Origin of the sequence: Streptacidiphilus carbonis, from assembly GCF_000787775.1 — a bacterium.
GTDB lineage: Bacteria > Actinomycetota > Actinomycetes > Streptomycetales > Streptomycetaceae > Streptacidiphilus > Streptacidiphilus carbonis.
In genome coordinates this window covers 124,111-150,846 of the sequence record NZ_BBPM01000012.1, presented here as the reverse complement: position 1 = coordinate 150,846, position 26,736 = coordinate 124,111, and the positions used below count along the sequence as shown (strand labels likewise).

Below are 26,736 nucleotides of genomic sequence, written 5' to 3'. Positions count from 1 at the left end.
GCGAACAGAAACCATGCACAGCCCGCACTACGACCGCTTCCTCCGCCGCAACCCCGCCTCCGTCAACCTGCGGACCAGCTCACGGCTCGAAACGGCCTCCGCCCCCGCCGCCACCGCCGCCTCGTACAACCGCTCGGGCACGTCGTAGTGGTCCCGCTCGAACCCCCGCTCGGGCACCCCCAGCGCCCGTGCGAACGCATGCAGCTCCGCCAGGGAGCTGTCACTCACCAGGTGCGACCACAGTCGCCCGTGCCCCGGCACCGCCGGCGGATCGATCAGGATCATGCCGGCCCGAGACTTCCGACCGCGGCGACCACGACGCCCTCCTTCTCGCACACCCAGTGCGGATCCGGCCCCAGCTCGGGCTCGACGCTCAGCGCCTGCAGCTCCCCCTCGACCGCGCAGGACCCGCACAGCGGCCAGCGGCCGTAGGAGTCGAGCAGGGCGTCCTGGATGTCCTGGGCGACCAGCCCCAGCAGGAACTCGGCACCGTCCGGCCACTGCTCCACCCACCAGCGCCGCTGCGCCACCGCGTCCTCCAGCAGCGAGACGACCCCGGCATCGGCTATGTCGCGGGTCGTGAGGTCGCGCAGCACCCCGGCCCGGGCACTGTGCAGTGCGGCTTCAACGGTCTCGGCATCCATGGCTTCCATCTTCCCTCATGCCGCGAGGCGGCCCTCCCCTGGCCGGGGAGGACCGCCTCGCAGAACAACAGGCAATGCTCGAACGACTGATCCGGAGGATCAGAAGTCCATGTCGCCACCGGGCATGCCGCCGCCCGCAGGGGCCGAGGCCTTCTCCGGCTTGTCGGCGATGACGGCCTCGGTGGTGAGGAAGAGCGCGGCGATGGAGGCCGCGTTCTGCAGGGCGGAGCGGGTGACCTTGGCCGGGTCGATGATGCCAGCGGCGACCAGGTCGACGTACTCGCCGGTGGCAGCGTTCAGACCGTGGCCGGCCGGAAGGTTGCGCACCTTCTCCACCACGACGCCGCCCTCGAGGCCGGCGTTGAAGGCGATCTGCTTGATCGGGGCCTCAAGGGCGACCTTGACGATGTTGGCGCCGGTGGCCTCGTCGCCCTCCAGCTCCAGCTTCTCGAAGGCGACCCCGGCCTGCAGCAGCGCGACGCCACCACCGGCGACGATGCCCTCCTCGACGGCGGCCTTCGCGTTGCGGACGGCGTCCTCGATGCGGTGCTTGCGCTCCTTGAGCTCGACCTCGGTCGCGGCGCCGGCCTTGATGACGGCCACGCCGCCCGCGAGCTTCGCCAGGCGCTCCTGGAGCTTCTCGCGGTCGTAGTCCGAGTCGCTGTTCTCGATCTCGGCGCGGATCTGGTTGACCCGGCCGGCGACCTGGTCGCTCTCGCCGGCGCCGTCCACGATGGTGGTCTCGTCCTTGGTGATGACGACCTTGCGGGCGCGGCCGAGCAGCTCCAGACCGGCGTTCTCCAGCTTGAGGCCGACCTCCTCGGAGATGACCGTGCCACCGGTGAGGATGGCGATGTCGCCGAGCATGGCCTTGCGGCGGTCGCCGAAGCCCGGGGCCTTGACGGCGACGGACTTGAAGGTGCCGCGGATCTTGTTGACCACCAGGGTCGACAGGGCCTCGCCCTCGACGTCCTCGGCGATGATCAGCAGCGGCTTGCCGGACTGCATGACCTTCTCCAGGATCGGGAGCAGGTCCTTGACCCCGCCGATCTTGGAGTTGGCGATCAGGATGTACGGGTCGTCGAAGGACGTCTCCATACGCTCCAGGTCGGTGGCGAAGTAGGCGGAGATGAAGCCCTTGTCGAAGCGCATGCCCTCGGTGAGCTCAAGCTCCAGCCCGAAGGTCTGCGACTCCTCGACGGTGATGACGCCTTCCTTGCCGACCTTGTCCATCGCCTCGGCGATGAGCTCGCCGATCTGCGGGTCGGCGGCGGAGATGGACGCGGTGGAGGCGATCTGCTCCTTGGTCTCCACGTCCTTCGCCAGCTCCAGCAGCTGGGCGGAGACGGCCTCGACGGCCTTCTCGATGCCGCGCTTCAGGGCCATCGGGTTGGCGCCGGCCGCGACGTTGCGCAGCCCCTCGCGGACGAGGGCCTGGGCCAGCACGGTGGCGGTGGTGGTGCCGTCGCCGGCGACGTCGTCCGTCTTCTTGGCGACCTCCTTGACGAGCTCGGCACCGATCTTCTCGTACGGGTCCTCGAGCTCGATCTCCTTGGCGATGGAGACACCGTCGTTGGTGATCGTGGGGGCGCCCCACTTCTTCTCCAGGACGACGTTGCGGCCCTTGGGGCCGAGCGTGACCTTGACAGCGTCGGCGAGCTGGTTCATCCCGCGCTCAAGGCCGCGACGAGCTTCCTCGTCGAACGCAATGATCTTGGCCATGGAAGTGGTCCTCCCGGACAGGGTGGCTGCGTGTGGACCGCGCTGGCGCCCGCGACGGACGGACCCGGCGTACGGCGGTCACTTCCCGCCGCGTCCGGGGCCTCACCTACCCGGCCCGTTGTCACTCTCTACCTCAGAGTGCTAACGCCAATGATTAGCACTCTGCCCCCGAGAGTGCAAGGCGCTGCCCGAAGGGCGGCTCGATGAGGGGTGGTGGTCGGGCGACGGGTGGGGGCAAGCAGATGGGTGGTCAGGTCCAGGACTCAACCGACCCGGGACGCCGGTAGGCCCGCACCCCGGGGGGTACGGGCCTACCGGAAGACCTGCGTTGTGCTTCGTTCGGAACGAGGCTCGGCCGGTCCTGTCATCAGTCAGCGATCGCTCGACCGGGGGTCACACCACACGGACCATGTCCGCCTGCGGACCCTTCTGACCCTGCGAGATCTCGAACTCGACCCGCTGGCCCTCTTCGAGCGACCGGTACCCGTCCATCTGGATCGCGCTGTAGTGGACGAACACGTCCGCACCACCGTCGACCGCGATGAAGCCGTACCCCTTCTCCGCGTTGAACCACTTGACGGTGCCCTGAGCCATTCCAAACTCCCCTATTACTGGCCCTTTCACGGACCGCACTCCGCGGACCGGACCGAACCGCCGCGCAGCGCGCAACGCTTCGGCCGACGCTGAATGTATCCACTCGGATGCCCTCCGCAACAGGGCATAAGTGAGGGAATTCTTGGGGGGCGTTAAGGGGCGGAGCGATTGTTATCGCAACAAAGCTCGGCAAAATGACCAGGACAAAGCGGACCTGTCCGGCATTTCTCCGGAGAAATTCTGTAGCCCGGGCAACGGCTCCGCGCCCACTGCCGTCTCAGTCAACGGGACAGGTGGGGATTGGCCGCGCAGTAACAGGGGTAACCGGAAGCCACTCTACCTCTCCCGGACCACGGAAAAAGCCGGGGCACCCTCCGGAAGGGGCGCCCCGGCCTGCCGGGAGTCACAACGGCGAATTTCAGCCACCCGCGACGGCGGGAATGATCGAGATCCCGGCGCCGTCCGGAGTGGCCGTTTCCAGGCCGTCGGCAAAGCGCACGTCGTCCTCGTTCACATACACGTTCACAAAGCGCCGGAGCTTGCCGCTGTCGTCGAGGATGCGGCCGCGGATGCCGTTGTGGTTGGCCTCCAGGTCGTCGATGACCGCGGCGAGGGTCGCGCCCTCGGCCGCGACCTCGGCGGCGCCGCCGGTGTAGGTGCGCAGGATGGTCGGGATGCGGACGGAGACACTCATGCGAGGCCAGCCTCTCGGAACGAGTCAAGGGTGGGGCGGATGGTGGCGGACAGGCCGGTGGTGGGCTCCACCGCGTCCAGGGTCTTCAGACCGTCGCCGGTGTTGAGGACCACGGTCTCGGCGGCCGGGTCGAGCAGGCCGTTCTTGATCAGCTTCTGCAGCACGCCGACCGTCACCCCGCCGGCGGTCTCGGCGAAGATGCCCTCGGTGCGGGCCAGCAGCTTGATCGCGTCCACCACCTGCTCGTCGTTCACATCCTCGACCGCACCGCCGGTGCGGCGGCAGATGTCCAGGACGTAGGGGCCGTCCGCCGGGTTGCCGATGGCCAGCGACTTGGCGATGGTGTCGGGCTTCTGCGGCCGGATCACGTCATGGCCGGCCTTGAAGGCCACCGAGACCGGGGAGCAGCCCTCGGCCTGGGCGCCGAAGATCTTGTAGGGCTTGTCCTCGACCAGGCCGAGGGCGATCAGCTCCTTGAGACCCTTGTCGATCTTCGTCAGCTGCGAGCCCGACGCGATCGGGATCACGATCTGGTCCGGCAGCCGCCAGCCCAGCTGCTCGCAGATCTCGTACGCCAGGGTCTTGGAGCCCTCGCCGTAGTAGGGACGCAGGTTGACGTTGACGAAGCCCCAGCCCTCGCCGACCGGGTCGCCGATCAGCTCCGAGCAGAAGCGGTTCACGTCGTCGTAGTTGCCCTGGATGCCGACCAGCTCGCCGCCGTACACGGCGGCCATCACCACCTTGCCCTGCTCCAGGTCGTGCGGGATGAACACGCAGGACCGCAGCCCGGTGCGGGCGGCGGCCGCGCCGACCGCGCCGGCCAGGTTGCCGGTGGAGGAGCAGGAGAGGGTGGTGAAGCCGAAGGTGCGGGCCGCCTCGACGGCGATCGCGACCACCCGGTCCTTGAAGGAGTGGGTGGGGTTGCCGGAGTCGTCCTTGACGTACAGGCCGCCGGTCACGCCCAGCTCGCGGGCCAGGTTGTCGGCCTTGACCAGCTTGGTCCAGCCGGGGTTGAGGTTGGGCCGGGAGGCCACGTCGGCGGAGACCGGCAGCAGCGGCGCGTAGCGCCAGATGTTGGTGGGGCCCGCCTCGATGCGGGCGCGCAGTGCCTCGGGGTCGCCGGTGGGCAGCTCGTAGGCCACCTCAAGGGGTCCGAAGCACGCGGTACAGGCGAAGTCCGGGGCGAGTGCGGTGCGCGCGCCGCACTCCCTGCAGGACAGGGCGACGGCGGGCCCGAAGGCGGAGCGGTCGGTGACGGCGTCGGCGTCGAACGACTCGGCGGTTACTGCAGCAGCCATGATGGCGAGGCCCTCTCTCCTCATCTTCCCCGCGACGCGTTTCGCCGCAGGACGGAATTGGCACCTTCCCCACCAGGGCCTCAACAGCGTGTGAGCTGCGGCTTTGTCTCTGGCAGGAGGGTTGCCGGGACTTCGACGGGCCGTTCCCTCAGTCCCTCTGGATGAGCTCTATGGCGGACCGGACCACTGCCGGAACGCATTTGTGGTGACGACTGTTGACCTGAACGTTCAACAACCCCGCCGTGCGGCGGGGAGGCGTCGTCCCCAAGACTGTAACCGAAGCCCCGCCCACCGATCACGGGCTGTCCGCGAGGCGAGACAGCACCACCAGCCGAGGAGTCACGTGCTTGACGAGGTCGCCGACTGGCTGCGCCGCCGTTCCTGGACGGCCGCCGACCGGCCGCTGCCGGACCTGCTGTCCGCCAAGCGGGCGAGCGGCGCCACCGTCAGCGTGGTGCTGCCCGCGCTGGACGAGGAGGCCACCGTCGGCGCGATCGTCGGCGCGATCCGCCGCGAGCTGATGCAGGCGGTGCCGCTGGTCGACGAGCTGGTGGTGGTCGACTCCGGCTCCACCGACCGCACCGGGCAGGCCGCGGCGGCGGCCGGGGCCAGGGTGGTGCACCGGGACGAGATCCTCCCCGACCTGCCCGCCCTGCCGGGCAAGGGCGAGGTGCTCTGGCGGTCGCTGCTGGTGACCCGGGGCGACATCGTCTGCTTCATCGACGCCGACCTGCGCGAGTTCGACCCCGCCTTCGTCTCCGGGATCATCGGACCACTGCTCACCGAGCCGGACGTGGCCTTCGTCAAGGCGATGTACGACCGGCCGCTGGAGACCGACACCGGCACCATCCCGGCCGGCGGCGGCCGGGTCACCGAGCTGGTCGCCCGCCCGCTGCTGAACCTCTACTGGCCGCTGCTGGCCGGCTTCGTCCAGCCGCTCGGCGGCGAGTACGCGGCCCGGCGCACGCTGCTGGAGCAGCTGCCCTTCGCCACCGGCTACGGCGTGGAGCTGGGTCTGCTGGTGGACGCCCTGGAACTGGCCGGCCTGGACGCGCTGGCCCAGGTGGACGTGGGCGTGCGGCACCACCGGCACCAGGACTCGCTGGCCCTGGGCCGGATGGCGGCCACCATCCACCTCACCGCCCTGGACCGGCTCACCCGCGGCGGCCACAGCGCCTGCGGCGATCACAGCAAGGCCGTCGAGGGCCTGGCCCGCCCCACCCTCACCCAGTTCACCCGCACCGAGGCCGGCTTCACCCCGACCACGGTCGACCTGCCGACCACCGAGCGCCCGCCGATCGCCACGCTGACGGGCACGACGACCGGCATGACGACCAGCACTCCGACCAGCACGGACGTTTGACCCCACTCCGCACAGGCAAGGCTTTGCACCATGGTCAACGCACGCCCGTCCGAACAGCACCAGGCACGGATCCTGCTCGCCTCCAACCGGGGGCCGATCTCCTTCACCGTGGAGGACGACGGCACGCTGACGCCCCGCCGGGGCGGCGGCGGCCTGGTCTCCGGGCTGAGCGCCATCGGCGACGAGGTCGAGTCGGTGTGGGTCTGCGCCGCGCTCTCCGAGGGCGACCGCGCCGCGACCCGGCAGGGCAAGCTGGGCGACCCCTCGGTACGCATGCTGGACATCGACCCGGGCACCTTCGCCCGCGCCTACAACGGCATCGCCAACTCCACCCTGTGGTTCGTCCACCACCTGATCTACAACACCCCGACCACCCCGGTCTTCGGCGCCTCCTTCCGTCGCGAGTGGACCTCCTACGAGGCCTACAACACCGCCTTCGCCGAGGCCCTGGCCGAGTCCGCGGCGCCCGGGGCGACGGTGCTGGTCCAGGACTACCACCTGTCACTGACACCGCGGCTGCTCCGGGAGCTGCGTCCGGACCTGCGGATCGGACACTTCTCGCACACCCCCTGGGCCCCGCCGGACTACTACCGGCTGCTGCCCGACGACATCGCCAGGGACGTGCTGGTCGGCATCCTCGGAGCGGACCGGGCCGGCTTCCTCACCCGGCGCTGGGCCTCGGCCTTCGCCGACTGCTGCGAGGCGGTCCTCGGCGCCGAGGTCGACCGTGGCAGCGGTGGGGACCGTGACGTGATGACCGTCACGCACGAAGGCCGGACGACGGCGCTGGGCGTGCACTCGCTCGGTGCCGACGGCGACTTCCTGCGCGAGCGGTCCCACCGGCCCGACGTGGACTCCCGGCTGGCCGCGCTGCGCGAGGCCGTCGGCGGCCGCCGCACCGTGGTCCGGGTCGACCGCACCGAGCTCTCCAAGAACATCGTCCGCGGTCTGCACGCCTACCGGCACCTGCTGCGGAGCCGCCCCGAATGGCTGGACCGGGTGGTCCACGTGGCCTTCGCCTACCCCTCGCGGCACGACCTGCCGGAGTACCGCGAGTACACCGCCTCGGTGCTGCGCACCGCACAGGAGATCAACGACGAGTTCGGCACCCCGAGCTGGCAGCCGGTCCTGCTCCAGGTCGACGACGACTTCGCCCGCTCCCTGGCCGCCTACCGCCTCGCCGACGTGGCCCTGGTCAATCCGATCAGGGACGGGATGAACCTGGTCGCCAAGGAGGTCCCGGTGGTCTCCGACGAGGGCTGCGCGCTGGTGCTGTCCCGGGAGGCCGGCGCCTACGAGGAGCTCGGCGACGACGCGGTGACCGTCAACCCCTACGACGTCATCGCCACCGCCGAGGCCCTGCACACCGCGCTCACCATGCCGGAGGCGGAACGTTCCGACCGCTGCAAGCGGCTGGCGTCAGCGAGCACGGCGCTGCCGCCCTCGGCCTGGTTCCTGTCGCAGTACCGGGCGCTGACCGACGATCAGGCGTAGTCGTAGGCGTAGGAGTAGGAGTAGGTCAGCTGCAGGAGTAGTTGAAGACGGCGGTGCCGGTGGCGGACCCGGGCGAGGTGATCTTCAGTGTCGCCGCCCCCTGGAAGTTGCCCTGCCCGGTCACCGTCCAGCGCAGCGGCAGCGGCACCTGGTGCACACCGGACGGGACGGACTGGGTCAGCGGGCTGCTGACGGTGCCGTCGCTGCGGACCCACTGGTAGTGCACCGTTCCCGAGCCGCCGTTGGTGTGCAGGGTGGCGGTGACCAGCTCGGTCTGACCGCAGGTCAGCTCGGCCCTGCTCGCCGAGACCGTCACCGAGCCGACGGACAGCGGGGTCGCGAGGCGCTGCCAGAGCAGAAAGCCGACGACGGCGAGCAGGACCGCACCGGCCAGGACGTAGCGCCCCGGGTGGCGGCGCTTCTGCTCGGCCGCACCGCGGTGCGATGCGGCGTCCGGGCCGGGGGCGTTGCCCTGCCACACGTCGATGGTCCGAGCGGTCCTGGGGTCGGGCACCCCGGGCCCGAACCGGATCAGGCTCTCCGGCGAAGCCTCCTCCTCCGGAGGCGGCACCGGGGCGAACACGCTGGGCGCGGCCTCGAACCCGGGCACCGGGTTGTACCCGCCCAGGTGCACCGTCCCGGTGTCGGGCGGAGGCCCGCCGAACCCACCGAGGTTCACCGTGCGGTTGTCGGGCGGGGGCGCGTCCCGGGGTTCGTCGTAGGGGGTCATCGGTGTCGCCCTTTCAGCTCGGTCTTGAAGAGTTCCCTGGTGCTCGTTCGTGGAGCCGGGTCAGCCGATGGTGATGGGACGACATGTCAGAGTGACCGTGGTGGATGTCCGCAGATACCCATTGCCCACACCGGGTGCCTGTGCGACGACGACAGGTTCCGCTCCTGTGACCGACGTCGCGCAACTCGGGGCGGAGACGGTGAAGCCCTCGCTCTGCAGAGCCTTGAGCGCTGTGATTGCGTACTGGTCGATCTCATTCGAGTAGGCGACGCAGTCGGCGTAGCGGGCCGTGAGCTGGATCGTGCTGCCGACGGCGGCCTTCTGCCCTCCGGCCACGCTCTGCGCGTACACGACCGGTCCGTTGGCATCGCAGGTCTGGGTCACACCGATGTTCCCCTTCGCGAAGCCGGCTGCGATGAGGGTGCTCTGAGCGGTACCCACAGGGTCTCCCAGCACGGAGGGCACGGTAATGGTCGTCGGGGCGGTCGTGGGAGGCGCTGTCGTGGGCGGGGCGGTGGTGGGTTTGGTGGTGGTGGGGGCTGCGGTGATGGGTTTGGCTGTGGTCGGTGGGGCGGTGGTCGGGAGGGTGCCGCCCAGCGGGGCGGTCGCAGAGGCCGAGGCCGTGATCGATGGTGAAGCAGAGGCCGAAGCCGAAAGGGTGGGAGCAGGGGCGGGGGTGGTGGGACCGGGGGACGACGGGGTGACGGTGGTGACGGCGATCGGGATCGGATCGGCCACCGTGGTGGTGCCGGTGCCGATCACGCCGGAGGCGTAGCCCCCGCCGAGCAGGCCCAGCACGATGCCGCCGACGAGCCCCCCGACCAGCACCCGCTTGCGGATGATGCGCCCGCCGAGCCCGGCGCCGATGCCCGCACCGGCACCTGCGCCTGCCCCTGCGCCTGCCCCGGCCCCGTCGCCCAGCGTGGTCCGTGCCAGTGCCGTCGTGCCGTCAGGCACGCCCCCCGCCGAGGGGAACAGCAGCGGCAGCAGCGCCGCCAGGGCCGCCAGCTTCCGCTGGCCCCGCTCCTCCCAGTCCTCGCCGTAGGCGGCGCCCGCGACCGCCTCCAGCTCGGCGACGAACTCCGCCGCGCTGTCGGGCCGCTCCTCCGCGGTCTTCGCCAGGCCGCGCCGGATCAGCGGGCGGACGGGTTCGGGCGCCTCCTCGTCCGGGATGGGCGCGGTGGTGTGCTGCACCACCAGCTCGGCGAACTCCGTGCCCGGATAGGGCCGGTGGCCGGTGAGGCACTCGAAGAAGGTGGCCGTCGCGGCGTAGACGTCGGCGGCCGCGGAGGCCGGGTCGCCGGTCCACTGCTCGGGCGCCATGTAGGGCGGGGTGCCGGCGATGCGGCCGTCGGCGCCGTTGCGCACCGCGATCCCGAAGTCGACCAGTTTCGACGACCCGTCAGCCGCGACCAGGACGTTCTCCGGCTTGTAGTCCCGGTGCACCACCCCCATCGCATGTGCTGCCGCGAGCCCCAGCAGCGAGCCCTTCAGCACCACCAGGGCCGCCTCCGGACCGGTCGCCCCGGCCTGCCGCAGCAGCGCCCGCAGCGCGATCCCGTCGACCAGCTCCATCACGATGGCGGCGCCCTGCGCGCTTTCCACGTACTCCCACAGCCGCACCACGTACGGCGTGTCCAGGTCCCCCAGCAGCCGTGCCTCGCCGCGGAACTCCTCAAGGAAGTCCGGGTCGAGCCGCAGCTCCTCCCCCAGGTACTTGATGGCGACCGGCGTGCCGTTCTCCTCGTGCAGCGCCAGTACGACGCGCCCGCTCGCTCCTGAGCCCAACTCCCGGGTATGCCGATACCCGGGCACTGTCCATTCCATTGCCGTTCCCCCCATGCGTCACACGGAAGGTAGCGCCTCGGGAGAGGGCAGGGTGGGCTTGAAATATCACCGTTATGCTGCGGTTGGCCCTTCGTTGACGGATGGTCGGATCACGAACGGAAGCGGTTCGATCAGCAGCCGAGGGCGTCGGCCAGCGCCTCCAGGAGGCCCACCACGCCTTCCGGGCCGGACACCACGACATCGGCCCGGTCCGCGACGGCCCGGACCGGGGGCTCCCCGGTCGTGGGCGCGCTGCAGACGAGTAGGCCGTCGACCGTACCCGCGGCGCGCAGAGTGTCGACCGCGTCGTAGGCGGCGAGGTCCCCCAGGTCGTCCCCGGCGAAGAGCACCGAGGCGGCGTCCTGCTCGCGCAGGAAGGCGGTGAGGGCGACGCCCTTGTCCATCCCGGGCGGCCGCAGCTCCAGCACCATCCGCCCGGGCTCCACCGCGAGCCCGTGCCTGGCGGCGGCCGCGCGCAGCGGCGCGTCCAGGGCGGCGAGGGCGGCGTCGGGGTCGGCGGTACGACGGGTGTGCACGGCGAGGGCGTGGCCCTTGTCCTCCAGCCAGACCCCGTCCTCGCCCAGCAGCGCGGGCAGTTCCTCCCTCAGCAGGGCGATCCCGGGCAGCGGGTCGGGTGTCGTGAGCCGGCCGGTCGCGGCGTCCCAGCGCTGCAGCCCGTACTGCCCCAGTACGGTCAGATGCTCCAGGCCGGGGACCCCGGCGAACCCGCCGTACTCGACCGCGGTGGCCGCGGGGCGCCCGGTCACCACCACGACGGCCGCGAGCCGCGGCGCGAGCCGCGCGAGCGCGGGGACCACACCGGGGTGGGCTCTGGCCTGCTCGGGGTCGGCGACGATCGGCGCCAGCGTGCCGTCGAAGTCGAAGGCCAGCACAGCGCGGGCAGGATCCTTCCGGATCGCGGAAAGACCGGCTTCGCCGGCGGGCGAGGTGGGTTCGGGGAGAGCCATGTGTCCGACCCTACGTAGTGGTGGGTTCCTCGCGCAGTTCCCCGCGCCCCTGGGGGCTGCAACTGGCCCAGTTGCACTTGCTCAGGGGCGCGGGGAACTGCGCGACAAGCCATGCACAAGGGTGCACGGACGTACTACCGCCTACCCCGCCGTTGCTCCCGCAACCTCCGCAGCCGGTTGACCAGCAACGGGTCGTGCGCCAACGCGTCCTCACGGTCCAGCAGCCCGTTCAGCACCTGGTAGTACCGCACCGGCGCCAGCCCCAACTGCTCCCGTATCGCGGCTTCCTTCGCCCCCGGGGTCCGCCAAGCACGCGCCTCCAGCGCCAGGACCGCACGATCCCGGTCGTTGAGTCCGTCCACCCGCCCCGCCCTTTCGCCCTCGGTACGACGATACGACCTGTCATTCTGCCGTGCGGGTACGACACACAGTGCTGCTGCCCCGCCCGTGCCCGCGCCAGCTAGCGTCGGGGGCATGACCAGCATGAGCAGCTTCGCCGTACACGTCCCGGACGCCGATCTGGAGCCCGACCCGCTCGACCCGTCGCAGATTCTCGCGGGCAGCCCCGAGGTCTCCGGCAAGGTGCTGTGGGAGTCCGCGGACGGGCGGCAGGTCCGCGGGATCTGGCAGATCACCCCGGGCACGGTCGGCGACACCGAGGCCGACGAGCTCTTCGTCGTCGTCAGCGGCCGGGCGACCATCGCCGTCGAGGGCGGCGACACCTTCGACGTCGGACCCGGCGACGCCTGCGTCCTGCGCGAGGGCGACAGGACGGTGTGGACGGTCCACGAGACGCTCCGCAAGGCGTACCAGATCACCCTCGGCTGACCGGGGACGGAAAGACGGAAGCGCGGGCCGCCGGTCTTCGGAGGCCCGCGCTTCGCCTTGCCCGGAGGGCTACTTCACCGAGCCGGAGGTCAGTCCGGAGACGACCTTGCCCTCGATCAGGGCGAACAGGATGATCACCGGGATGGTGGCGATCACCGAGCCGGCGAACAGGTGCTGCCAGTCGGTGGTGTACTGGCCGATGTAGTCGGACGTCTTGACGGTCAGCGGCTGCTTGTCGGTGGAGGAGATCAGCGTCAGGGCGACGATGAACTCGTTCCAGGCCGCGATGAAGGTGAAGATGAGCGCGGTGACGATGCCGGGCATCGCCAGCGGGATGATCACCCGGAACATCGCGCCGACCCGGCTGCAGCCGTCGACGACCGCCGCCTCCTCGATCTCCTTGGGGATCGCGCCGAAGTAGGCGTTCAGGATCCACACCGCGAAGGCCATGTTGAACCCGGCGTTCACCAGGATCAGCGCCCACACCGAGTCGATCATGTTGAAGGTGAGGAACTCGCGGTAGATGCCCACGATCATCGCGGTGGGCTGGAACATCTGGGTGATCAGCACCAGCAGCAGGAACAGCTTCTTGCCGCGGAAGTCGCGCCGCGCGGTGTAGTAGGCGGCGGGGATCGCGACCAGCAGCACCAGCGCGGTGGAGCCGACGGCGATCTCCAGGCTCACCGAGAGGTTGGTGCCCAGGCCGGTGGACCAGATGTTGGTGAAGTTGGAGAACGCGAAGTGGTGCGGCAGGTAGTTGCGGTCCTTGAGCTCGTTCTGCGGCCGCAGCGCCGTGATGACCATTTCCAGGTACGGCAGCAGGAAGAAGAGCGCGATCAGGTAGGAGCCGCCGGCCAGGACGACGGTGCGCAGCCGCGGCGGCCGGCGGCGGGGCGTGGCCTTCGCGGCGGACCGCGCGGGCGCGGTGGCGGTGTAGGTGGTCATGTCAGTCCTCCGCGGAGTTCCACTTGGACGCCCGCAGGAACAGCAGGACGATCACGATGATGAAGCCGAAGTTGACCACCGACATCGCCGCGGCCTCGCCGATGCTCGACTGCTTCAGCTGGTACATGAAGATGGTCGTGGTCGCCGACTGGCTGCCGGGGCCGCCGCCGCTCAACTCCCAGATGATGGGGAAGGAGTTGAAGACGTTCATCACATTGATCAGGGCCGCCACCAGCAGTGCGGGGCGCAGCAGCGGCAGGGTGACCGCCCAGTACGTCCGCAGCGGGGAGGCGCCGTCCAGCTTCGCCGCCTCATAGACGTCGGCGGGGACCGCCTGCAGCCCGGCCAGCAGGGCGTAGGTGGTGAACGGGATGGAGACGAACACGGCGACGAAGACCGCGCACCAGAACGCGTCGGTCGGGTTGCCGAGCCAGCCGGTGTCCGTGGTGTTGAAGTTCTTGACCAGGCCGAGCTGCTTCAGGAGGACGTAGACGACACCGTTGTTGGGGTCGAGCATCCACCTGAAGACGATCGAGGTCATCACCACGGAGGCGGCCCAGGGGGCGATCAGCGCCCAGCGCGCGAAACGGCGGCCGGGGAACTCCTTGTTGAACATCTGGGCGACGCCCAGGGAGATCAGCATGGTCAGCGCGACGACCGCGACGACCCAGATGACCGTGCGCATCACGACTCCGCCGAGGTCGGCCTCGTCGAACAGTCGGGTGAAGTTGTTCCAGCCCGCCGAGCCCATCAGCACGCCCAGCGAGGAGTAGTGCTCGCGGGAGGTCTGGAACATCGCGATGACCGGCCAGATCACCACGAAGAGGATCAGACCGGTGGCCGGGCCGATCCAGGGCAGCGGTGCCAGCGCACGTGCCAACCGCCCGGCCCGGCGCGGCGGCCGCCGGTCTCCGCCCGGGTCGGATGCCGGCCCCAGCACGTCGGCATGAGTCGTTTGGGTCATGGTGTTCTCCATGCGGTGCGCGCCGGAGGCCGGTGCAGCGACGGGGGCTCGCTGCACCGGCCGCCGGCAGTGCGGATTGACTGGTGGCTACGTGATGACTAGTTGCTGCTGGCGAAGGTCTGCAGGGTGCCGAGGACCTTGCTGGGGTCGGTGCCCTGGGCGGCGGTGCCGATGCTCTGCTGGATCTTGGTCTTGACGGTGTTCCAGTTGGAGTTGGTCGGGTAGACCACCGCGTTGGGCACGGTCGCCAGGAAGCCGGCCGCGACCGGGTCCGAGGCCGAGAGCGACTTGGAGGCGCTGGTGGTGGCGGGCAGCAGCGAGTACTCGTTGTCGAACTGGATCTGGTACTTGTCGGCGTAGGCGAAGTCCAGGAACTGCTTGATCTGGGCCGCGTGGCCGCCGGACTTGAAGGCGGTGATGTCGTCGTGGACGGCGAGGGCCTGGGTCAGCGGGCCGGACTTGCCGGGCATCGTGGTGACCGCCCAGTCCGAGGTCTGCAGCTTGCCCGCGGTCTTGATGATCGGGATCAGCGCGCCGGAGCCGCCGACCATGCCGACCGTGCCGTTGCCGAACGCCGACCACATGTCCTTGCGGTCCACGGTTGCCGGGCTGGGCTCGGTGTCGCCGGCCTTGACCATCGAGGTGAGGAAGTTGAACGTCTCGATGTTGGCCGCCGAGTTGATGGCGTACTTGCCGGACGAGTCGACGTAGCCGCCGCCGTTGCCGAGCATCCACAGGTAGGACTCGCCCTGGGCCTCCTCGGGGCCGAGCGGGAGGCCGTAGCCGATGGTGCCGTTGCCCAGCGCCTTGATCTTGGCGGCGTCGTTCTGGATGTCGGTCCAGGTCTTCGGCGCATCGGTGATCTTGGCCGCGGCGAAGAGCTTCTTGTTGTAGAAGAGCGCGCGGGAGCTGGTGGTGAACGGGGCGCCGTAGGCGACGCCGTTGCTCTCCTCCTGCTTGGCGAAGACCGGGATCAGGTTGCTGATGGTGCTCGCCGACATCACGTCGGTCAGCGGGTAGAGCAGCCCGCTGGCGGCCAGCTCCTGGGGCGCGTCGCCGAGCAGGATGTCCGGGTACTGCTTGTTCTGCAGCTGGGTGGCGACCTGGTCCCAGTTGGTCCAGGCGATCGTCTGCACCTGGACGGTGATGGTCGGGTTCGCCTTGTGGAAGTCGTCGGCGATGCCCTGCCAGTACTTCTGGGAGCTGTCCGGACCGCCCGCGGTGCCGTAGTCGGGGGCCAGCAGCTTGAGGGTGGTGTTGCCACTGGCGCTCGACCCGGACTTGGAACCGCTGCTGGAACAGGCCGTGAGGGCCATGACGCCCGCGACACCGAGCGCAGAGAGTGCAAGCAAACGACGCTTCACTGGAACTACCGCCTTCGCAGATGCGGACCCGGTCCTGGCCGGGTCCGAATGTGAGTCCAAGGTCGGCAGTGGTGCCTCGAGATCTGCCGTCCCCGTTGTGACGGCCAGTCTGGCCACGGGGCGCACAAGAGGTCTACACCATTTACCGAATCGCTGGACTTCGTTGCAGCCTGCGCAACGACTATTCGGACAAAAGGTCTGAATATCCGTCAGTCACCCCGCCCTTCAAGGCGCCCAGATGTCCTACAGTGACGATCGCGAAGGTTCCCCCGATGAATTTTGTGGAACAGCCTTGCGGAATCGATGGGCCGGTGACCTGCGGTTCCACTTGGTCTAGACCACAGCGGGAGGCCTGGTCGGCATCCGCGCAGCTCAAGGCGGTGACACCGGCGGATGACGCTCGGTAGCGGCACGGCAACAAATCCCCCGATTCCGGCCCACTTGCAGGTTGGACCAGACCAATCCGCAAACTGGACTAGACCTCTACTCCCCTTGAAAGGGAGACTGTCCCCCGTGAAGCACGTCATCGCACTCGATGTCGGCGGGACCGGCATGAAAGCCGCACTCGTCGCCCAGGACGGCACCCTGCTCCATGAGGAGCGCCGTCCCACCGGCAGGGAGCAGGGCACCGACGCGGTCGTCGCCGGCATCCTGGACTTCGCCGCGCACCTGCGCGACGAGGGCCTGCGCCGCTACGGCACCGCCGCGGCGGCCGCCGGAGTCGTGGTCCCCGGGACCGTCGACCAGGAGCGCGGCATCGCCGTGTTCTCGGCCAACCTCGGCTGGCGCGACCTGCCCATGCGGCAGCTGCTGGGGGAACGGCTGAGCAAATGGCCCGAAGGGCTTCCGCACAAGGGTGGTGGTGGGCGACGGGCGGGCCACGGCGAGCCGCTGCCCGTGGTACTGGGGCACGACGTCCGTACCGGTGCCTACGCCGAGGGGCGGATCGGCGCCGGGCGGGGGGCGGACCGGTTCTTCTTCGTGGCCCTGGGCACCGGCATAGCCGGCGGCTACGGCATCGACGGACGGATCGACCCGGGCGCCCACGGCAACGGCGGGGAGATCGGCCACATCGTGGTCCGCCCCGGCGGACCCCAGTGCGGCTGCGGGGCCCGCGGCTGCCTGGAGACCCTGGCCTCCGCGGCGGCGATCACCCGCGCCTGGGCCGCGGCCTGCGGCGACCCGGACGCCGACGCCGCCGACTGCGCCCGCGCCGTCGAGGCCGGGGACGAGCGGGCCCAACGGGTGTGGGACGACGCCGTAGCCGCCCTGGCCGACGGCCTGGTCGTGGTGCAGAGCCTGCTCGACCCCCGAACCGTGATCCTCGGCGGCGGGCTCGCCGAGGCCGGAGAGACGTTGTTCACACCGCTGCGTGCCGCGCTCCAGGAACGGATCACGTTCCAGGTGCCGCCCACGCTCGTACCGGCGATGCTCAAAGACACCGCCGGATGCCTGGGCGCAGGGCTGCTCGCCTGGGATCTGCTCTCACTGGAGGTGACCGCGTGAGCAACGCGGACCGCACTGTGCTGACCGGGGCCAGGCTCGTCCTGCCCACCGGTGTCGTCGACAGCGGACGGCTGACCGTCGAGAACGGTCGGATCGCCGAGATCGGCAGCACCGGGGCCGACAGCAGCCCGACTCCCCAGGCCGGAGCAGCAGCCGGAGCAGCAGCCCCGCTGGACCCCGGCGCCGACGCCTTCGACCTGTCGGGCTGCACCGTGGTCCCCGGCTTCGTGGACATGCACGTCCACGGAGGCGGCGGCGCCTCCTACGCCTCCGGCATCGCCGAGGAGGCGCTGGTCGCGGCCCGGACCCACCTGGAGCACGGCACCACAACCACCGTGGCCAGCACGGTCACCGGCGAGATCGACGAGGTCTGCCGGCAGGCTTCGGTGCTCAGCGAGCTGGTCGAGGACGGGCTGCTGGCGGGGGTGCACTTCGAGGGCCCTTTCATCAGCATCAACCGCTGCGGGGCGCACCAGCCCGACCTGCTGCGGGACCCGGACCCGGCGCTGGTCCGCAAGCTGGTGGACGCCGCCCGCGGCACCGCGAAGATGGTCACCCTGGCCCCGGAACTGGACGGCGGCATCGAGTCGATCCGGCTGCTCAAGGAGCTGGGCGTGATCGCGGCCATCGGCCACACCGACGCCAACTACGACAAGGTGCTGGAGGGCATCGAGGCGGGCGCGACGGTGGCCACCCACCTGTTCAACGCGATGCCGGCGATCGGCCACCGGGCCCCGGGCCCGATCGTCGCGCTGCTGGAGGACGAGCGCATCACCGTCGAACTGATCGGCGACGGCGTGCACCTGCACCCGGCCGTGATCGACCTGGCCATGACCGGCGCGGGCCTGGACCGGGTCGCGCTGATCACCGACGCCATGTCGGCGGCCGGCTTCGGCGACGGGCTCTACCCGCTCGGCCCGCTCCAGGTCCGGGTCGAGGACGGGGTGGCCCGGCTGGTCGAGGGCGGCTCCATCGCGGGCAGCACGCTCACCCTGGACGTGGCCTTCCGCCGGGCGGTGGCCCTGAACGGGCTCTCGCTGGTCCGCGCGGCCCAGGTGCTGTCGCTGAACCCGGCCCGGCTGCTCGGGGTGGCCGACCGGGTCGGCTCGATCGAGGTGGGCAAGGACGCCGATCTGGTGGTGCTGGACGACGCCCACGAACTGGTCGCGGTGATGCGCCGGGGCGAGTGGGTGGTCGGCTCCGAGCGGCTCCGGGCCCCGGCCCGGGTCTGAGCCCCCGACAGCGGGTCCCCAGGTCCCCGGCACGCCGAAGCCCCCGTGGTAGCGACCGCGGGGGCTTCGGGTTCAGGTCGTCGGGAGGTCAGGACCAGGGACGGTTCTGGGTCTGGGTCACCGCGATCTGGTCGATGTTCACACCGCCCTGACCTGCGCCGCCGTCGCTGATCATGATGGTGTTGCTGCCGGACTTCAGGGTCACCTGGGTCCACGAGGACTGCCAGGCCTTGTCCCAGTCGGTGGCCTTGGTGAAGTTCTTCAGATTCATCGGTGACGTCTTGGCCGTCCCGTTGACCGTGACCGCCGCCGCGCTGTCGGCGCCGGCGTTGGCGTAGTGCACCCACAGGTAGTAGGTGCCGTCGGCGGGCAGCGTGGTGGTCCAGGTGATGCTCTGGCCGACCGCGGTGAGCGGGACGAAGCCGCCGTCCGCCGAGTTGGCGCCCTTGTGGTCGTTCATCACCGCGGCGCCGCCGCCCAGCGTCAGCTTGTCGGCGTCGGTCGGGCCCGGGAGCGCTGTCGCCGAGGCGGAGGCGGAGGCCGAGGCGCTGGCCGAGTCCTGGCTGGACGCGCCGGCGGAGGCGCCCGCGCTGGTACCGGCGCCGGCGCTGGCGCCGACCGGCTTGCCGTTGTTGCTGAACGCGGCGACGGCGATGCCGATCGCCACGGCGGCGACCACCGCGACGGCGCCGAACATCACGCCGCGACCCCCGCTGCGGCCGCCGTTCCGGCTCCCGGCCCTGCCCCCGGGCGGCGGGCCCTGGTAGCCGGTCTGGGCGGGCTGGCCGGGCTGGTAGCCGGTCTGCTGGCCCTGGTATCCGCCGGGGGCGGCCTGGCCCGGAGCCCGGTACTGCGCGGTCGGCTGGTCCTCGTACACCGAGGGGCCCTGGCCCTGGTAGCCGGTCTGGCCGGGCACCTGGCCCGGGCCGGGGCCCTGCTGGGGCCGCTGCTGGCCGTACTGGGTCCGGCCGACCTGGGTGGCGTGCTGGTACGAGGTACGCGGCACCCCGGGCATCGGCGCGGTCTCCAGCGTGGCGCCGCCGTCCGCCCCCTCGCCCCGGTACAGGTAGGCGAACGGGTCGTCGTCCTCGGGCACGCCTTGGTTCTCGGGCGACATCGAGATATCAACTCCCCAGCAGTGGAAGACCGACCGCCCCCGCTCGAGCGGCGGAAGGGTCACGCTACATGATCGACTACAGGCGTCGGACCGCCCGCCGGGGTCGGCGGGCACGCCTTATCCCGAGCACACTACCCGCCCCGGGCGACACGCAGGTAAGCACCGGACGTCCCGGAGCACTGTGCGCCCGATACGCCCCCCGGGTCAGCCCGCGCGCCGGTGTGAACGGCTTCCGCCGCCCGCGGCGCCCGCCCTGGCGCGCTTCTCCAGGTACATCCGCTCATCTGCCGTGTGCAGCACTTCATCAATGGACATGCCACAACCGGCCCAGCCGATGCCGAGGCTCACACCGACCCGGACCGCGCGCCCGTCCACCCGCATCGGCGGGATGATCGCGGTGCGCAGCCGCCCGGCCAGGTCCTTGGCCTCGTCCCGGCCGAGGCCGTCCGCCAGCACCACGAACTCGTCGCCGCCGAGCCTGGCCACCGTGTCGCCCTGGCGGACCTCGTGCTGCAGCCGCCGGGCCACCTCGATCAGCACCGCGTCGCCCGCGCCGTGGCCGAAGCGGTCGTTGATGGACTTGAACCCGTCCAGGTCGCAGAAGAGCACCGCGAGCCCGCGACCGCCGCGCGCCTCGGCGGCGGGGTCGTCCGGCAGCACCGCGTGGACGTGGTCGAAGCCGCCGTCGTAGGGTCCGCCGCCGTAGCCGGCCAGGTTGTAGCCGTGGTCGTCCGCCCCGCCGACGGCCGCACCGCTCGCCGCCCCCGCCACCGAGCGGACGTCCGGCTCCTGCGGGTGCCCGCACAGCCGCAGCCGCAGCCGGGCCTTGAGCTCGGCCGCGTTCGGCAGACCGGTCAGCGCGTCATGGCTGGCCCGGTGGACCAGCTGCAGCTCGTGGCGCTTGCGGTCCTCGATGTCCTCGACATGGGTGAGCAGGAAGCGGGCCCCCTCCTCGGTGTCGGCGACCACCGAGTTGCGCAGGAAGACCCACTGGTAACCGCCGTCCCGCCGGGCCAGCCGCACCTCGGCGCGGCCGTTCTCGGCCGAGACCCGGCGCAGCAGGCCCTCGTCCTCGGGGTGCACCAGGTCCTCGAAGCCCTGCCGCTGAAGCGAGGCCCTGGGACGGCCGAGCAGCCGGCACAGCGCGTCGTTGACCCGGGTGAGCTTGCCGCGCTGGGCGCCGTGCAGCTCGGTGATGGCCATCCCGCTGGGCGCGTACTCGAACGCCTGGCGGAAGCTCTCCTCGCTGGCGCGCAGGGTGTGCTGCTCGCGTTCGAGCCGGATCAGGGCGCGCTGCATCTCGGCCCGCAGCCGGGCGTTGCCGATGGCGATCCCGGCCTGCTGGCTGAACATCTCCAACGACTCCCGGGTCCACTGCCCGGGTCTGCGGCCGTTGCGCGGCCGGTCCACGGACAGCACGCCGAGCAGCTCGCCGCCCAGGCTGTACATCGGCGCCAGCAGCACGTCGTCGGGATGCCAGGGGTCGAAGGAGGGCGACGCGGCCGGGGTGAGCTCACCGGCCGAGGTGCCGCCCCAGGTGGGGATGTCGGGGTTGCAGGCCCAACTGCGCTCGTGCGGGACGAAGACCAGCGAGCCCCAGACCTCGCCGACGTTGAGCAGCCGGTTCCAGGACTCCCGGGAGCCGACCTGGCCGAGCAGGCTGTCGATGCCGCCCTCGGTGTTCTCCTCCGCGGCGCCGTCCCAGACCGCGGCGATCACCAGGTCGCCGTCCGGACGGACCAGGTTGACCACGGCCGCCTCGAAGCCGAGGCCGTTCACCGCGCCCTCGACGACGGCCTGGAGGGTGCCGGCCAGGCTGCGCGCGGCATTGAGGTCGGCGATGACGCGGTGCAGGGTGCGCAGGGTCGCGAGTCGGACGTACGGCTCGGACTCGGTGTCCATCACGCACTCCCTCCGTGACTGTGACTGCGCTCCGAGACCGCGAACGCACAGTGCTGGCCCTGATGGTGCCTGTCATGCCTATCGTCCGATTGCCAAACAAACTGAATCACAGGGAGCACATCAATCGGCACGCTGGGTCAGCAAATGAACGCCACTTGTGACTCAACTCACACAACTCGCCAGTCCCGATAACCAGTTCATCCTGGGCAAACCCTGCCAATACGCACCCGGGCCCCTCCCCCTGCCTCGGTCGGCCGTCCCAAGAACTGAAGGCATCATCCCGCCGCCGAGGCCTAAGTGTTCACTCCTAGGGGTGAAAACACGCGTTTCCCCCACACTCCCCTGTCTGTTCCGTCACTTCACGACGGCAGACAGCGGCTCACGGCCCGCCTAGGACCTGCGCACGGCGCCGGACTCGGTCCATGGGCCGATGCGGACCGGGTGCGGGCGAAGATACCGTGCGTAGCGTGTACGAAGCCGCGCTCCCTTCTCCCAACGGTTCCCCCGCCTCCGCCGCCGCCATGGCCGCGGCGGCCTCGGAAGCCACCCCTGAGGCCTTCCGGGCCGCCCTGGGCCAGCTGGCCTCCGGGGTGGTCCTGCTGACCGCGCACGACCCCGAGGACGGGCCCCGCGGCGAGGACGTCGGGATGACCGCCACCGCGTTCCTCTCGGTCTCGCTGGAGCCGCCGCTGGTCCTGGTCTCGGTGCGGGAGGACTCACGGATGGAGGAGACGCTCAGCCGGGTCGACCGCTGGGCGGTCTCGATCCTCGGCGCCGACCAGCGGCAGACCGCGGCCCGCTTCGCCATGAAGGGGCGGATCAGCGACCGGCTGCTCTTCGCCGACCTGCCGCACCACCGCGGCCCCGAGAGCGGCGCGCCGCTGGTGGACGGGGCGCTGGCGACCGTGGAGTGCCGGACCGAGCAGCGGATATCCGCCGGTGACCACATCCTGCTGATCGGCCGCGTCCTGGACGCCCGGATCGCCGCCCACGGCGGCGCCCCCCTGCTCTACTTCCGCGGCCAGTACCACGGCCTGGGCTGAACGCCTGGGCCGGCCGTGCGGCTGGGCTGACCCGACGTCAGTCGAACCGGCCCGAACGCCCCCGTTTCACATCGGCGCGCCGCTTCTTGTCGGTGAGCCTGCGCTCCACCACCCCGCGGCTCGGCCGGGTCGCCCGGCGCGCCCGCGGCGGCGGGGCCACCGCCTCGCTCAGCAGCGCGCCCAGGCGCACCGCGGCGGCCTCCCGGTTGCGCCACTGCGAGCGGTGCTCGGAAGCCCGCACCACCAGCACCCCGTCGTCCACGAGCCGGCCGGCCAGCCGCTCCAGCGCCCGCTCCTTCCACACCTGCGGCAGCACCGCCGACGCGGCGATGTCGAAGCGCAGCTCCACCTGGGTGTCCGAGGTGTTCACATGCTGGCCGCCAGGCCCACCGGAGCGCGAGAAACGCCACAGGAGCTCGGCGTCGGGAACGACGACCGAGCCGCGTACGCGCACGGGAAGGGACATGCCCCCATGATCCCCGCATCCCGCCCGAGGCCGCCAGGGGTTTTGCCCCGACACCTGTGCGGCCCGTGCGGCGCCGGCCGCGACGCGGCCGGCCGCGCACCGCGTGCGACCATCGTCCGGTGATCGACCTCGGCTACTCGCTCTCCACCCGCTTCCCCGACCCCCCGCAGACCGACTACCGCAGCGTCGGCGCCCGCGCCCTGCGGCACGACCTGTTCTGCGGCGACATCCACCTGCAGGGCGCGGACCGCGCCGACCTGTCCACAGCCTGGGGATGGGTCCCGGTGCTGGACTTCGCCTGGGCGCTGTGCGACATCGTCGAGGAGATCGACCGTGACCCCTCCGGCAGCCGCGGCTCGGCCCTGCAGACCAGCGAGTTGGACTTCACCGAGTCGGCCGACCTGCTGCGTTTCAGCCGTCGCTTCAACTGGGTGGAGATCCGCGCCGACTGGGTGGACGGGCCGCCGCTCACCGTCCGCCACCCCGAACTCCGGCGCGAGGCCCGCGACTTCCTGCAGGACCTGATCGCCGACCTGTGCGACCTGCACGACGGCCTGGCCGACAACGCGACCGTGTGGGAACTGCAGTCCCGCTTCCCCCGGGTGCCGTAACGCGGTAGGGCTGTAGGGAAGAGAGCCGTAGGCGTCCGATAAGCCCGCTAAGAGTGGGAACCGTAAGAGGCTCCCCCCACGTTCTTACCGGAGAGCGCACCACCACACCGACACAAGCAGGATCAGGAAGGGGCCCCACCATGCCGGTAAGCCTGTCCAAGGGCGGAAATGTCTCCCTCACCAAGGAGGCACCGGGCCTCACGGCCATCACCGTGGGCCTCGGCTGGGATGTGCGCACCACCACCGGGACCGACTTCGACCTGGACGCCAGCGCCATCGTCCTGGACGCCTCCGGGAAGGTCCTCTCGGACAAGCACTTCGTGTTCTTCAACAACACCTCCACCCCGGACCAGACCGTGGTCCACGCCGGCGACAACCTCACCGGCCAGGGCGAGGGCGACGACGAGCAGATCAAGGTGAACCTGGCGGGCCTCCCGGCCGAGGCCGACAAGCTGGTGTTCCCGGTCTCCATCTACGACGCCGAGAACCGCAGCCAGAACTTCGGCCAGGTCCGCAACGCCTTCATCCGCGTCGTCAACCAGAACGGCGACGCCGAGATCGCCCGCTACGACCTCTCCGAGGACGCCGCGACCGAGACCGCCATGGTCTTCGGCGAGATCTACCGCAACGGCGCCGAGTGGAAGTTCCGCGCCATCGGCCAGGGCTACGCCTCCGGGTTGTCGGGCATCGCCCGCGACTTCGGCGTCAACCTCTAGGGTTCCCGAGGGACCTTGAGCTGCGGACCGTAGCTGGTTTGTCGCGCAGTTCCCCGCGCCCCTACGTAGCTGCAACTGACCCGCCCGTGGGCACGTTGCACCTACGTAGGGGCGCGGGGAACTGCGCTGCCAGCCCACTACGGTCCGCACCCGACGGTCCCTCAGTCCGTCCCGCGCCCGAGGAACAACCCTCTCCCGTCCGGCGTCCGGTGCAATTCGTGGAACCCCAGGCGGTCGTAGAAGGCCTTGGCGCCGGTGTTCGCCGCGCTCATCCCGAGGTGCACCCTCGGTACCCCGAGGGCCCGCAGCGCCGCCAGGTAGGTTCCCATCAGGGCCCGCCCCGCGCCCTTTCCCTGGGCCTCCGGAAGGAGGTCTATGTGCAGGTGCGCCGGGTACTCGGCGAGTTCCTCGTGCCACATCCACTCCGGATGGTGCAGGTCCCTGATCCGCTCCGCGTCCCGCCCGGTGCCGCTGCCCTCCGGGTAGCGCGCGGCGACCGTGGGCAGCCAGTCCCGGCGGAACTCGGCGACGAACGCCGCGGTGTCGGCGGCGCCGAGGATGTAGCCCACCGCCCGGTCCTGCTCGTCCGCGAGCACGAACGCCAGGTCCGGCCGGAGCGCGAGATAGGGGCCGGTGAAGATGTCCGGCAGGATCCGCGGGTCCCGGTAGAGGTCGGTGGCGTCACCGCCGTTGTGCCCGGTACGGACGCAGACGTCGTAGAGGGCCTCGCGGTCGGCGGGTCGGTAGGCGCGGATCGTCGGCATCCCGCCACCTTTCCACACGCAGGTGACGGGATGCCGACGCGGCCACGTCGCGGCTACTTCTTCCAGGCCGGGCTGCTGACGATCGCCTGCAGCTGCGCCATGGTCAGCACCGGGGTGGCCCGGTCCGCCGCGCTGCCCTGGGCCGGCGAGTTGAACTCCATGGCCACGATCCGCAGACCGTCCGGCCGCAGCAGGTCCGCGGTCCACTGCACCGCGCCGCTGCCGCCCTTCTCGGCCCCGGTCTGCCGGGTCACCAGCTTGGAGCCGTCCGGGAGCACGGTCGCGCCGCCGTAGAGGGCGGCCAACGACGGGTCGTTCTTCGCCAGGGCCGCGCTCCAGTCCTGCACATTGATCTGGAACAGGCCCGCGCCCTTCCCGTCGTTCAGCCGCAGGTCGACGAAGCCGGACTCGGTGTGCTCCTGGGAGCGGGTGAGCCCCTGCGGCAGCAGGCCGCCGAGCACCTTGGCGAGCGCGCCGCCCGCCAGGTCGGCGGATGCGGCCGGCCCGGCGCCCCGGGCGGCGACCGGCTTGGACAGCGAGGCGATGGCGGGGCCCCAGGCCGCGGCGGTCACCGCGGTCTTGAGCTGAGCGGCCGTCAGCGGCGGGTCGGTCCGGGTGACGCCGCCCTTCTCCTCGGCCGAGTTGTACTCGTTGATCATCAGCTGGCGCCCGTCGGACCGGGTGAGGATGGCGTACCAGTCCTTCATCCCGCCCTTCTTGCTGGAGTACTCCCAGCCCCGGCTCACCAGCACATGGCTGCCGTCCGGGAGCCGGGTGACCGAGCAGCCCTCGGTGGGCACCAGGGTGGGGTCGGGACAGGCCTTCCCGGCCGAGGCGTCGCCGCCGTCCGCCCACTGCAGCGAGACGTCGAACGCGGCCTTGCCCTGGTGGTCGTCCAGCACCCCGCTGGAGCCGTTGGCGCCGCCGCTCGGGGTGTTGCTCCTGGAGATCGTCACGGTGCCGAAGGCGGACATCACCTTCTTGGTGACGGCGTCCAACTGGGCCTGGCTGAGTCCGGGCCGGGCCACCCCGGTCCCGGACACCTGCACGGTGGCGGGTGTGGTCGGCGTCCCGCTCACCCTCGTGGAGGGCTTGGGGGCGGCGGACCTGCCGGTGCTCTGGTCGCTGGACAGCGCACCTGCGGCGTAGGTCCCGCCGACGCCGACCACCGCGAGTGCGGTGACGGTGCCGAGCACCCCGACCGCCCGGCGGCGGCGGTTGCGGCGGCGGCCGTCCTCGACGCCGGAGTTGACCAGGCGGGTGAGATCGGGCCGGAAGCTGTTGCCGGTGTCGTTGAGTGCGTCGGTGAGTTCGTCTTCGAATGGCATGGCAGTGCCGTCCTCACGGTCGAATGGGGGAGCAGGAGTTGGTGCGCAGACGTTGCTGTGGAGCCGGAACGGCCAGGGTCTGTCGCTAGTTGTGCGCGAGGTCGCCGAGGCTGCTGCCGAGGATCTGGCGGAGCCGCTTGAGCGCGCGGGAGCTCTGCACGCGGACGACGCCGGCGCTGAGCCGCAGCGCCGTCGCGGTCTCCTCGACGCTGCGGTCCTCCCAGTAGCGGAGCACCACGACGGCGCGGTCCCGGACCGACAGCTGGCTGAGCGCCGTCAACAGGGTCAGCCGGAGCGCGGCATCCCCCTGCCCCAGGCCTGCTGACGAACCGTCGGCCCCGTCGGGCACGAACCCGGTGGGACGCTCACCGCTGCTGCGCCGGCGCCGGTGGCTGATGAACACCCGCACCAGCACGGTGTGCGCGTACGCCGCCGGGTTGTCGGCGACGGAGACCCGGCGCCAGTGCACATACAGCCGCCCCAGGGTCTCCTGCACCAGGTCCTCGGCCAGATGGCTGTCGCCGCCGGCCAGCAGGCAGGCCGTCCGGTAGAGGTGCCCGCTGCGCGCGGTCGCGAATTCCAGGTACTCATCGACCTGTGCCTGCTTCACTGGGCC

General features: G+C 70.9%; 27 protein-coding genes and 1 riboswitch. Of the genes, 8 read left to right on the top strand and 19 right to left on the bottom strand.

Translation table 11 applies throughout. The features are described from left to right. Nucleotides 1–27: 27 nt before the first annotated feature. The 6 genes from TR46_RS12285 to thrC form a co-directional block, all read right to left on the bottom strand. Nucleotides 28–285, bottom strand: a complete 258-nt coding sequence (locus tag TR46_RS12285) for a DUF4031 domain-containing protein (RefSeq protein ID WP_042398444.1) — start codon at nt 283–285, stop codon at nt 28–30. Further along, the gene (locus TR46_RS12280) at nt 282–644 is read right to left on the bottom strand and encodes a DUF8819 family protein (RefSeq protein WP_042398607.1); all 363 of its coding nucleotides are present in this window, start codon (nt 642–644) and stop codon (nt 282–284) included. The genes TR46_RS12285 and TR46_RS12280 overlap by 4 nt, the downstream gene beginning before the upstream one ends. Before the next feature lie 99 nt (nt 645–743). Next, nucleotides 744–2,366, bottom strand: a complete 1,623-nt coding sequence (groL, locus tag TR46_RS12275; protein ID WP_042398440.1) for a chaperonin GroEL — start codon at nt 2,364–2,366, stop codon at nt 744–746. Nucleotides 2,367–2,759: 393 nt separating this feature from the next. Then, entirely contained in the window at nt 2,760–2,960 is a 201-nt protein-coding gene (locus TR46_RS12270; RefSeq protein WP_030255564.1) for a cold-shock protein, read from the bottom strand. Between the two features lie 418 nt (nt 2,961–3,378). Continuing rightward, a complete protein-coding gene (locus tag TR46_RS12265) occupies nt 3,379–3,654 on the bottom strand; it encodes a MoaD/ThiS family protein (protein ID WP_042398430.1) in 276 nt (91 codons plus the stop codon). Beyond that, a complete protein-coding gene (gene thrC / locus TR46_RS12260; RefSeq protein WP_042398428.1) occupies nt 3,651–4,952 on the bottom strand; it encodes a threonine synthase in 1,302 nt (433 codons plus the stop codon). The genes TR46_RS12265 and thrC overlap by 4 nt, the downstream gene beginning before the upstream one ends. Before the next feature lie 17 nt (nt 4,953–4,969). Beyond that, nucleotides 4,970–5,120: riboswitch (SAM riboswitch) on the bottom strand. 175 nt (nt 5,121–5,295) lie between these two features. On the opposite strand from thrC, the gene TR46_RS12255 reads away from it, so the two are divergent. Next, on the top strand, nt 5,296–6,315 hold the full coding sequence (locus TR46_RS12255; RefSeq protein WP_042398426.1) for a glucosyl-3-phosphoglycerate synthase: 1,020 nt from the start codon (nt 5,296–5,298) through the stop codon (nt 6,313–6,315). A gap of 30 nt (nt 6,316–6,345) precedes the next feature. Beyond that, nucleotides 6,346–7,809 carry an alpha,alpha-trehalose-phosphate synthase (UDP-forming) gene (locus TR46_RS12250; protein ID WP_042398424.1) on the top strand — a complete coding sequence of 488 codons (1,464 nt, stop codon included), beginning with the start codon at nt 6,346–6,348 and terminating at the stop codon, nt 7,807–7,809. A 25-nt stretch (nt 7,810–7,834) separates the two neighbouring features. On the opposite strand, the gene TR46_RS37835 is transcribed toward TR46_RS12250, so the two are convergent. From TR46_RS37835 to TR46_RS12230, 4 genes are all read right to left on the bottom strand, one after another. After that, nucleotides 7,835–8,539 (bottom strand): hypothetical protein, encoded by a 705-nt coding sequence (locus TR46_RS37835; RefSeq protein WP_052432735.1) that lies wholly within the window; start codon nt 8,537–8,539, stop codon nt 7,835–7,837. 60 nt (nt 8,540–8,599) lie between these two features. Continuing rightward, nucleotides 8,600–10,366, bottom strand: a complete 1,767-nt coding sequence (locus TR46_RS12240; protein WP_084718359.1) for a serine/threonine-protein kinase — start codon at nt 10,364–10,366, stop codon at nt 8,600–8,602. Between the two features lie 131 nt (nt 10,367–10,497). Further along, complete coding sequence (gene otsB, locus TR46_RS12235; protein ID WP_042398423.1) at nt 10,498–11,334, bottom strand: trehalose-phosphatase; 837 nt, start codon at nt 11,332–11,334, stop codon at nt 10,498–10,500. 134 nt (nt 11,335–11,468) lie between these two features. Then, nucleotides 11,469–11,696 carry a DUF3263 domain-containing protein gene (locus TR46_RS12230; protein ID WP_042398421.1) on the bottom strand — a complete coding sequence of 76 codons (228 nt, stop codon included), beginning with the start codon at nt 11,694–11,696 and terminating at the stop codon, nt 11,469–11,471. Between the two features lie 112 nt (nt 11,697–11,808). Here TR46_RS12230 and TR46_RS12225 point away from each other — a divergent pair, with 112 nt between their 5' ends. Beyond that, entirely contained in the window at nt 11,809–12,162 is a 354-nt protein-coding gene (locus TR46_RS12225; protein WP_042398419.1) for a cupin domain-containing protein, read from the top strand. Nucleotides 12,163–12,231: 69 nt separating this feature from the next. Here TR46_RS12225 and TR46_RS12220 read toward each other — a convergent pair whose 3' ends face one another. From TR46_RS12220 to TR46_RS12210, 3 genes are all read right to left on the bottom strand, one after another. After that, nucleotides 12,232–13,107, bottom strand: a complete 876-nt coding sequence (locus TR46_RS12220) for a carbohydrate ABC transporter permease (RefSeq protein ID WP_042398416.1) — start codon at nt 13,105–13,107, stop codon at nt 12,232–12,234. Between the two features lies 1 nt (nt 13,108). Continuing rightward, on the bottom strand, nt 13,109–14,071 hold the full coding sequence (locus tag TR46_RS12215) for a carbohydrate ABC transporter permease (protein WP_152626426.1): 963 nt from the start codon (nt 14,069–14,071) through the stop codon (nt 13,109–13,111). A gap of 98 nt (nt 14,072–14,169) precedes the next feature. Beyond that, the gene (locus TR46_RS12210; protein WP_201776397.1) at nt 14,170–15,423 is read right to left on the bottom strand and encodes an extracellular solute-binding protein; all 1,254 of its coding nucleotides are present in this window, start codon (nt 15,421–15,423) and stop codon (nt 14,170–14,172) included. 525 nt (nt 15,424–15,948) lie between these two features. Between TR46_RS12210 and TR46_RS12205 the strand changes: the two genes are divergently transcribed. Further along, nucleotides 15,949–16,941 (top strand): ROK family protein, encoded by a 993-nt coding sequence (locus TR46_RS12205; RefSeq protein WP_042398409.1) that lies wholly within the window; start codon nt 15,949–15,951, stop codon nt 16,939–16,941. Continuing rightward, a complete protein-coding gene (nagA, locus tag TR46_RS12200; protein ID WP_042398406.1) occupies nt 16,884–18,173 on the top strand; it encodes an N-acetylglucosamine-6-phosphate deacetylase in 1,290 nt (429 codons plus the stop codon). The genes TR46_RS12205 and nagA overlap by 58 nt, the downstream gene beginning before the upstream one ends. An 88-nt stretch (nt 18,174–18,261) precedes the next feature. On the opposite strand, the gene TR46_RS12195 is transcribed toward nagA, so the two are convergent. Next, on the bottom strand, nt 18,262–19,290 hold the full coding sequence (locus TR46_RS12195) for a CBM35 domain-containing protein (RefSeq protein WP_042398403.1): 1,029 nt from the start codon (nt 19,288–19,290) through the stop codon (nt 18,262–18,264). Nucleotides 19,291–19,494: 204 nt separating this feature from the next. Then, complete coding sequence (locus TR46_RS12190) at nt 19,495–21,192, bottom strand: diguanylate cyclase domain-containing protein (RefSeq protein WP_042398399.1); 1,698 nt, start codon at nt 21,190–21,192, stop codon at nt 19,495–19,497. 521 nt (nt 21,193–21,713) lie between these two features. Between TR46_RS12190 and TR46_RS12185 the strand changes: the two genes are divergently transcribed. Further along, nucleotides 21,714–22,235: a flavin reductase family protein gene (locus TR46_RS12185; protein WP_084718373.1), complete on the top strand. Its 522-nt coding sequence runs from the start codon at nt 21,714–21,716 to the stop codon at nt 22,233–22,235. A gap of 37 nt (nt 22,236–22,272) precedes the next feature. Here TR46_RS12185 and arfB read toward each other — a convergent pair whose 3' ends face one another. Continuing rightward, entirely contained in the window at nt 22,273–22,701 is a 429-nt protein-coding gene (arfB, locus tag TR46_RS12180) for an alternative ribosome rescue aminoacyl-tRNA hydrolase ArfB (protein WP_042398393.1), read from the bottom strand. A 119-nt stretch (nt 22,702–22,820) separates the two neighbouring features. Between arfB and TR46_RS12175 the strand changes: the two genes are divergently transcribed. Together TR46_RS12175 and TR46_RS12170 are read left to right on the top strand one after the other, a co-directional pair. Continuing rightward, a complete protein-coding gene (locus tag TR46_RS12175) occupies nt 22,821–23,312 on the top strand; it encodes a hypothetical protein (RefSeq protein ID WP_042398391.1) in 492 nt (163 codons plus the stop codon). A gap of 140 nt (nt 23,313–23,452) precedes the next feature. Beyond that, nucleotides 23,453–24,028, top strand: a complete 576-nt coding sequence (locus tag TR46_RS12170) for a TerD family protein (RefSeq protein WP_042398389.1) — start codon at nt 23,453–23,455, stop codon at nt 24,026–24,028. Between the two features lie 161 nt (nt 24,029–24,189). Here TR46_RS12170 and TR46_RS12165 read toward each other — a convergent pair whose 3' ends face one another. From TR46_RS12165 to TR46_RS12155, 3 genes are all read right to left on the bottom strand, one after another. Beyond that, complete coding sequence (locus TR46_RS12165) at nt 24,190–24,792, bottom strand: GNAT family N-acetyltransferase (protein WP_042398387.1); 603 nt, start codon at nt 24,790–24,792, stop codon at nt 24,190–24,192. Between the two features lie 53 nt (nt 24,793–24,845). Further along, a complete protein-coding gene (locus TR46_RS12160; protein ID WP_042398385.1) occupies nt 24,846–26,120 on the bottom strand; it encodes a hypothetical protein in 1,275 nt (424 codons plus the stop codon). 85 nt (nt 26,121–26,205) lie between these two features. Further along, the gene (locus TR46_RS12155; protein ID WP_042398383.1) at nt 26,206–26,730 is read right to left on the bottom strand and encodes a SigE family RNA polymerase sigma factor; all 525 of its coding nucleotides are present in this window, start codon (nt 26,728–26,730) and stop codon (nt 26,206–26,208) included. Between the last annotated feature and the right edge of the window lie 6 nt (nt 26,731–26,736).

Bases quoted from the DNA above. Each gene is read 5' to 3' on its own strand.
- TR46_RS12285 (WP_042398444.1), bottom strand. From the start codon at position 285: ATGATCCTGATCGATCCGCCGGCGGTGCCGGGGCACGGGCGACTGTGG.
- TR46_RS12280 (WP_042398607.1), bottom strand. From the start codon at position 644: ATGGATGCCGAGACCGTTGAAGCCGCACTGCACAGTGCCCGGGCCGGG.
- groL (WP_042398440.1), bottom strand. From the start codon at position 2,366: ATGGCCAAGATCATTGCGTTCGACGAGGAAGCTCGTCGCGGCCTTGAG.
- TR46_RS12270 (WP_030255564.1), bottom strand. From the start codon at position 2,960: ATGGCTCAGGGCACCGTCAAGTGGTTCAACGCGGAGAAGGGGTACGGC.
- TR46_RS12265 (WP_042398430.1), bottom strand. From the start codon at position 3,654: ATGAGTGTCTCCGTCCGCATCCCGACCATCCTGCGCACCTACACCGGC.
- thrC (WP_042398428.1), bottom strand. From the start codon at position 4,952: ATGGCTGCTGCAGTAACCGCCGAGTCGTTCGACGCCGACGCCGTCACC.
- TR46_RS12250 (WP_042398424.1), top strand. From the start codon at position 6,346: ATGGTCAACGCACGCCCGTCCGAACAGCACCAGGCACGGATCCTGCTC.
- TR46_RS37835 (WP_052432735.1), bottom strand. From the start codon at position 8,539: ATGACCCCCTACGACGAACCCCGGGACGCGCCCCCGCCCGACAACCGC.
- TR46_RS12240 (WP_084718359.1), bottom strand. From the start codon at position 10,366: ATGGAATGGACAGTGCCCGGGTATCGGCATACCCGGGAGTTGGGCTCA.
- otsB (WP_042398423.1), bottom strand. From the start codon at position 11,334: ATGGCTCTCCCCGAACCCACCTCGCCCGCCGGCGAAGCCGGTCTTTCC.
- TR46_RS12225 (WP_042398419.1), top strand. From the start codon at position 11,809: ATGACCAGCATGAGCAGCTTCGCCGTACACGTCCCGGACGCCGATCTG.
- TR46_RS12220 (WP_042398416.1), bottom strand. From the start codon at position 13,107: ATGACCACCTACACCGCCACCGCGCCCGCGCGGTCCGCCGCGAAGGCC.
- TR46_RS12215 (WP_152626426.1), bottom strand. From the start codon at position 14,071: ATGACCCAAACGACTCATGCCGACGTGCTGGGGCCGGCATCCGACCCG.
- nagA (WP_042398406.1), top strand. From the start codon at position 16,884: ATGCCTGGGCGCAGGGCTGCTCGCCTGGGATCTGCTCTCACTGGAGGT.
- TR46_RS12195 (WP_042398403.1), bottom strand. From the start codon at position 19,290: ATGTCGCCCGAGAACCAAGGCGTGCCCGAGGACGACGACCCGTTCGCC.
- TR46_RS12190 (WP_042398399.1), bottom strand. From the start codon at position 21,192: ATGGACACCGAGTCCGAGCCGTACGTCCGACTCGCGACCCTGCGCACC.
- TR46_RS12185 (WP_084718373.1), top strand. From the start codon at position 21,714: ATGGCCGCGGCGGCCTCGGAAGCCACCCCTGAGGCCTTCCGGGCCGCC.
- arfB (WP_042398393.1), bottom strand. From the start codon at position 22,701: ATGTCCCTTCCCGTGCGCGTACGCGGCTCGGTCGTCGTTCCCGACGCC.
- TR46_RS12170 (WP_042398389.1), top strand. From the start codon at position 23,453: ATGCCGGTAAGCCTGTCCAAGGGCGGAAATGTCTCCCTCACCAAGGAG.
- TR46_RS12165 (WP_042398387.1), bottom strand. From the start codon at position 24,792: ATGCCGACGATCCGCGCCTACCGACCCGCCGACCGCGAGGCCCTCTAC.
- TR46_RS12160 (WP_042398385.1), bottom strand. From the start codon at position 26,120: ATGCCATTCGAAGACGAACTCACCGACGCACTCAACGACACCGGCAAC.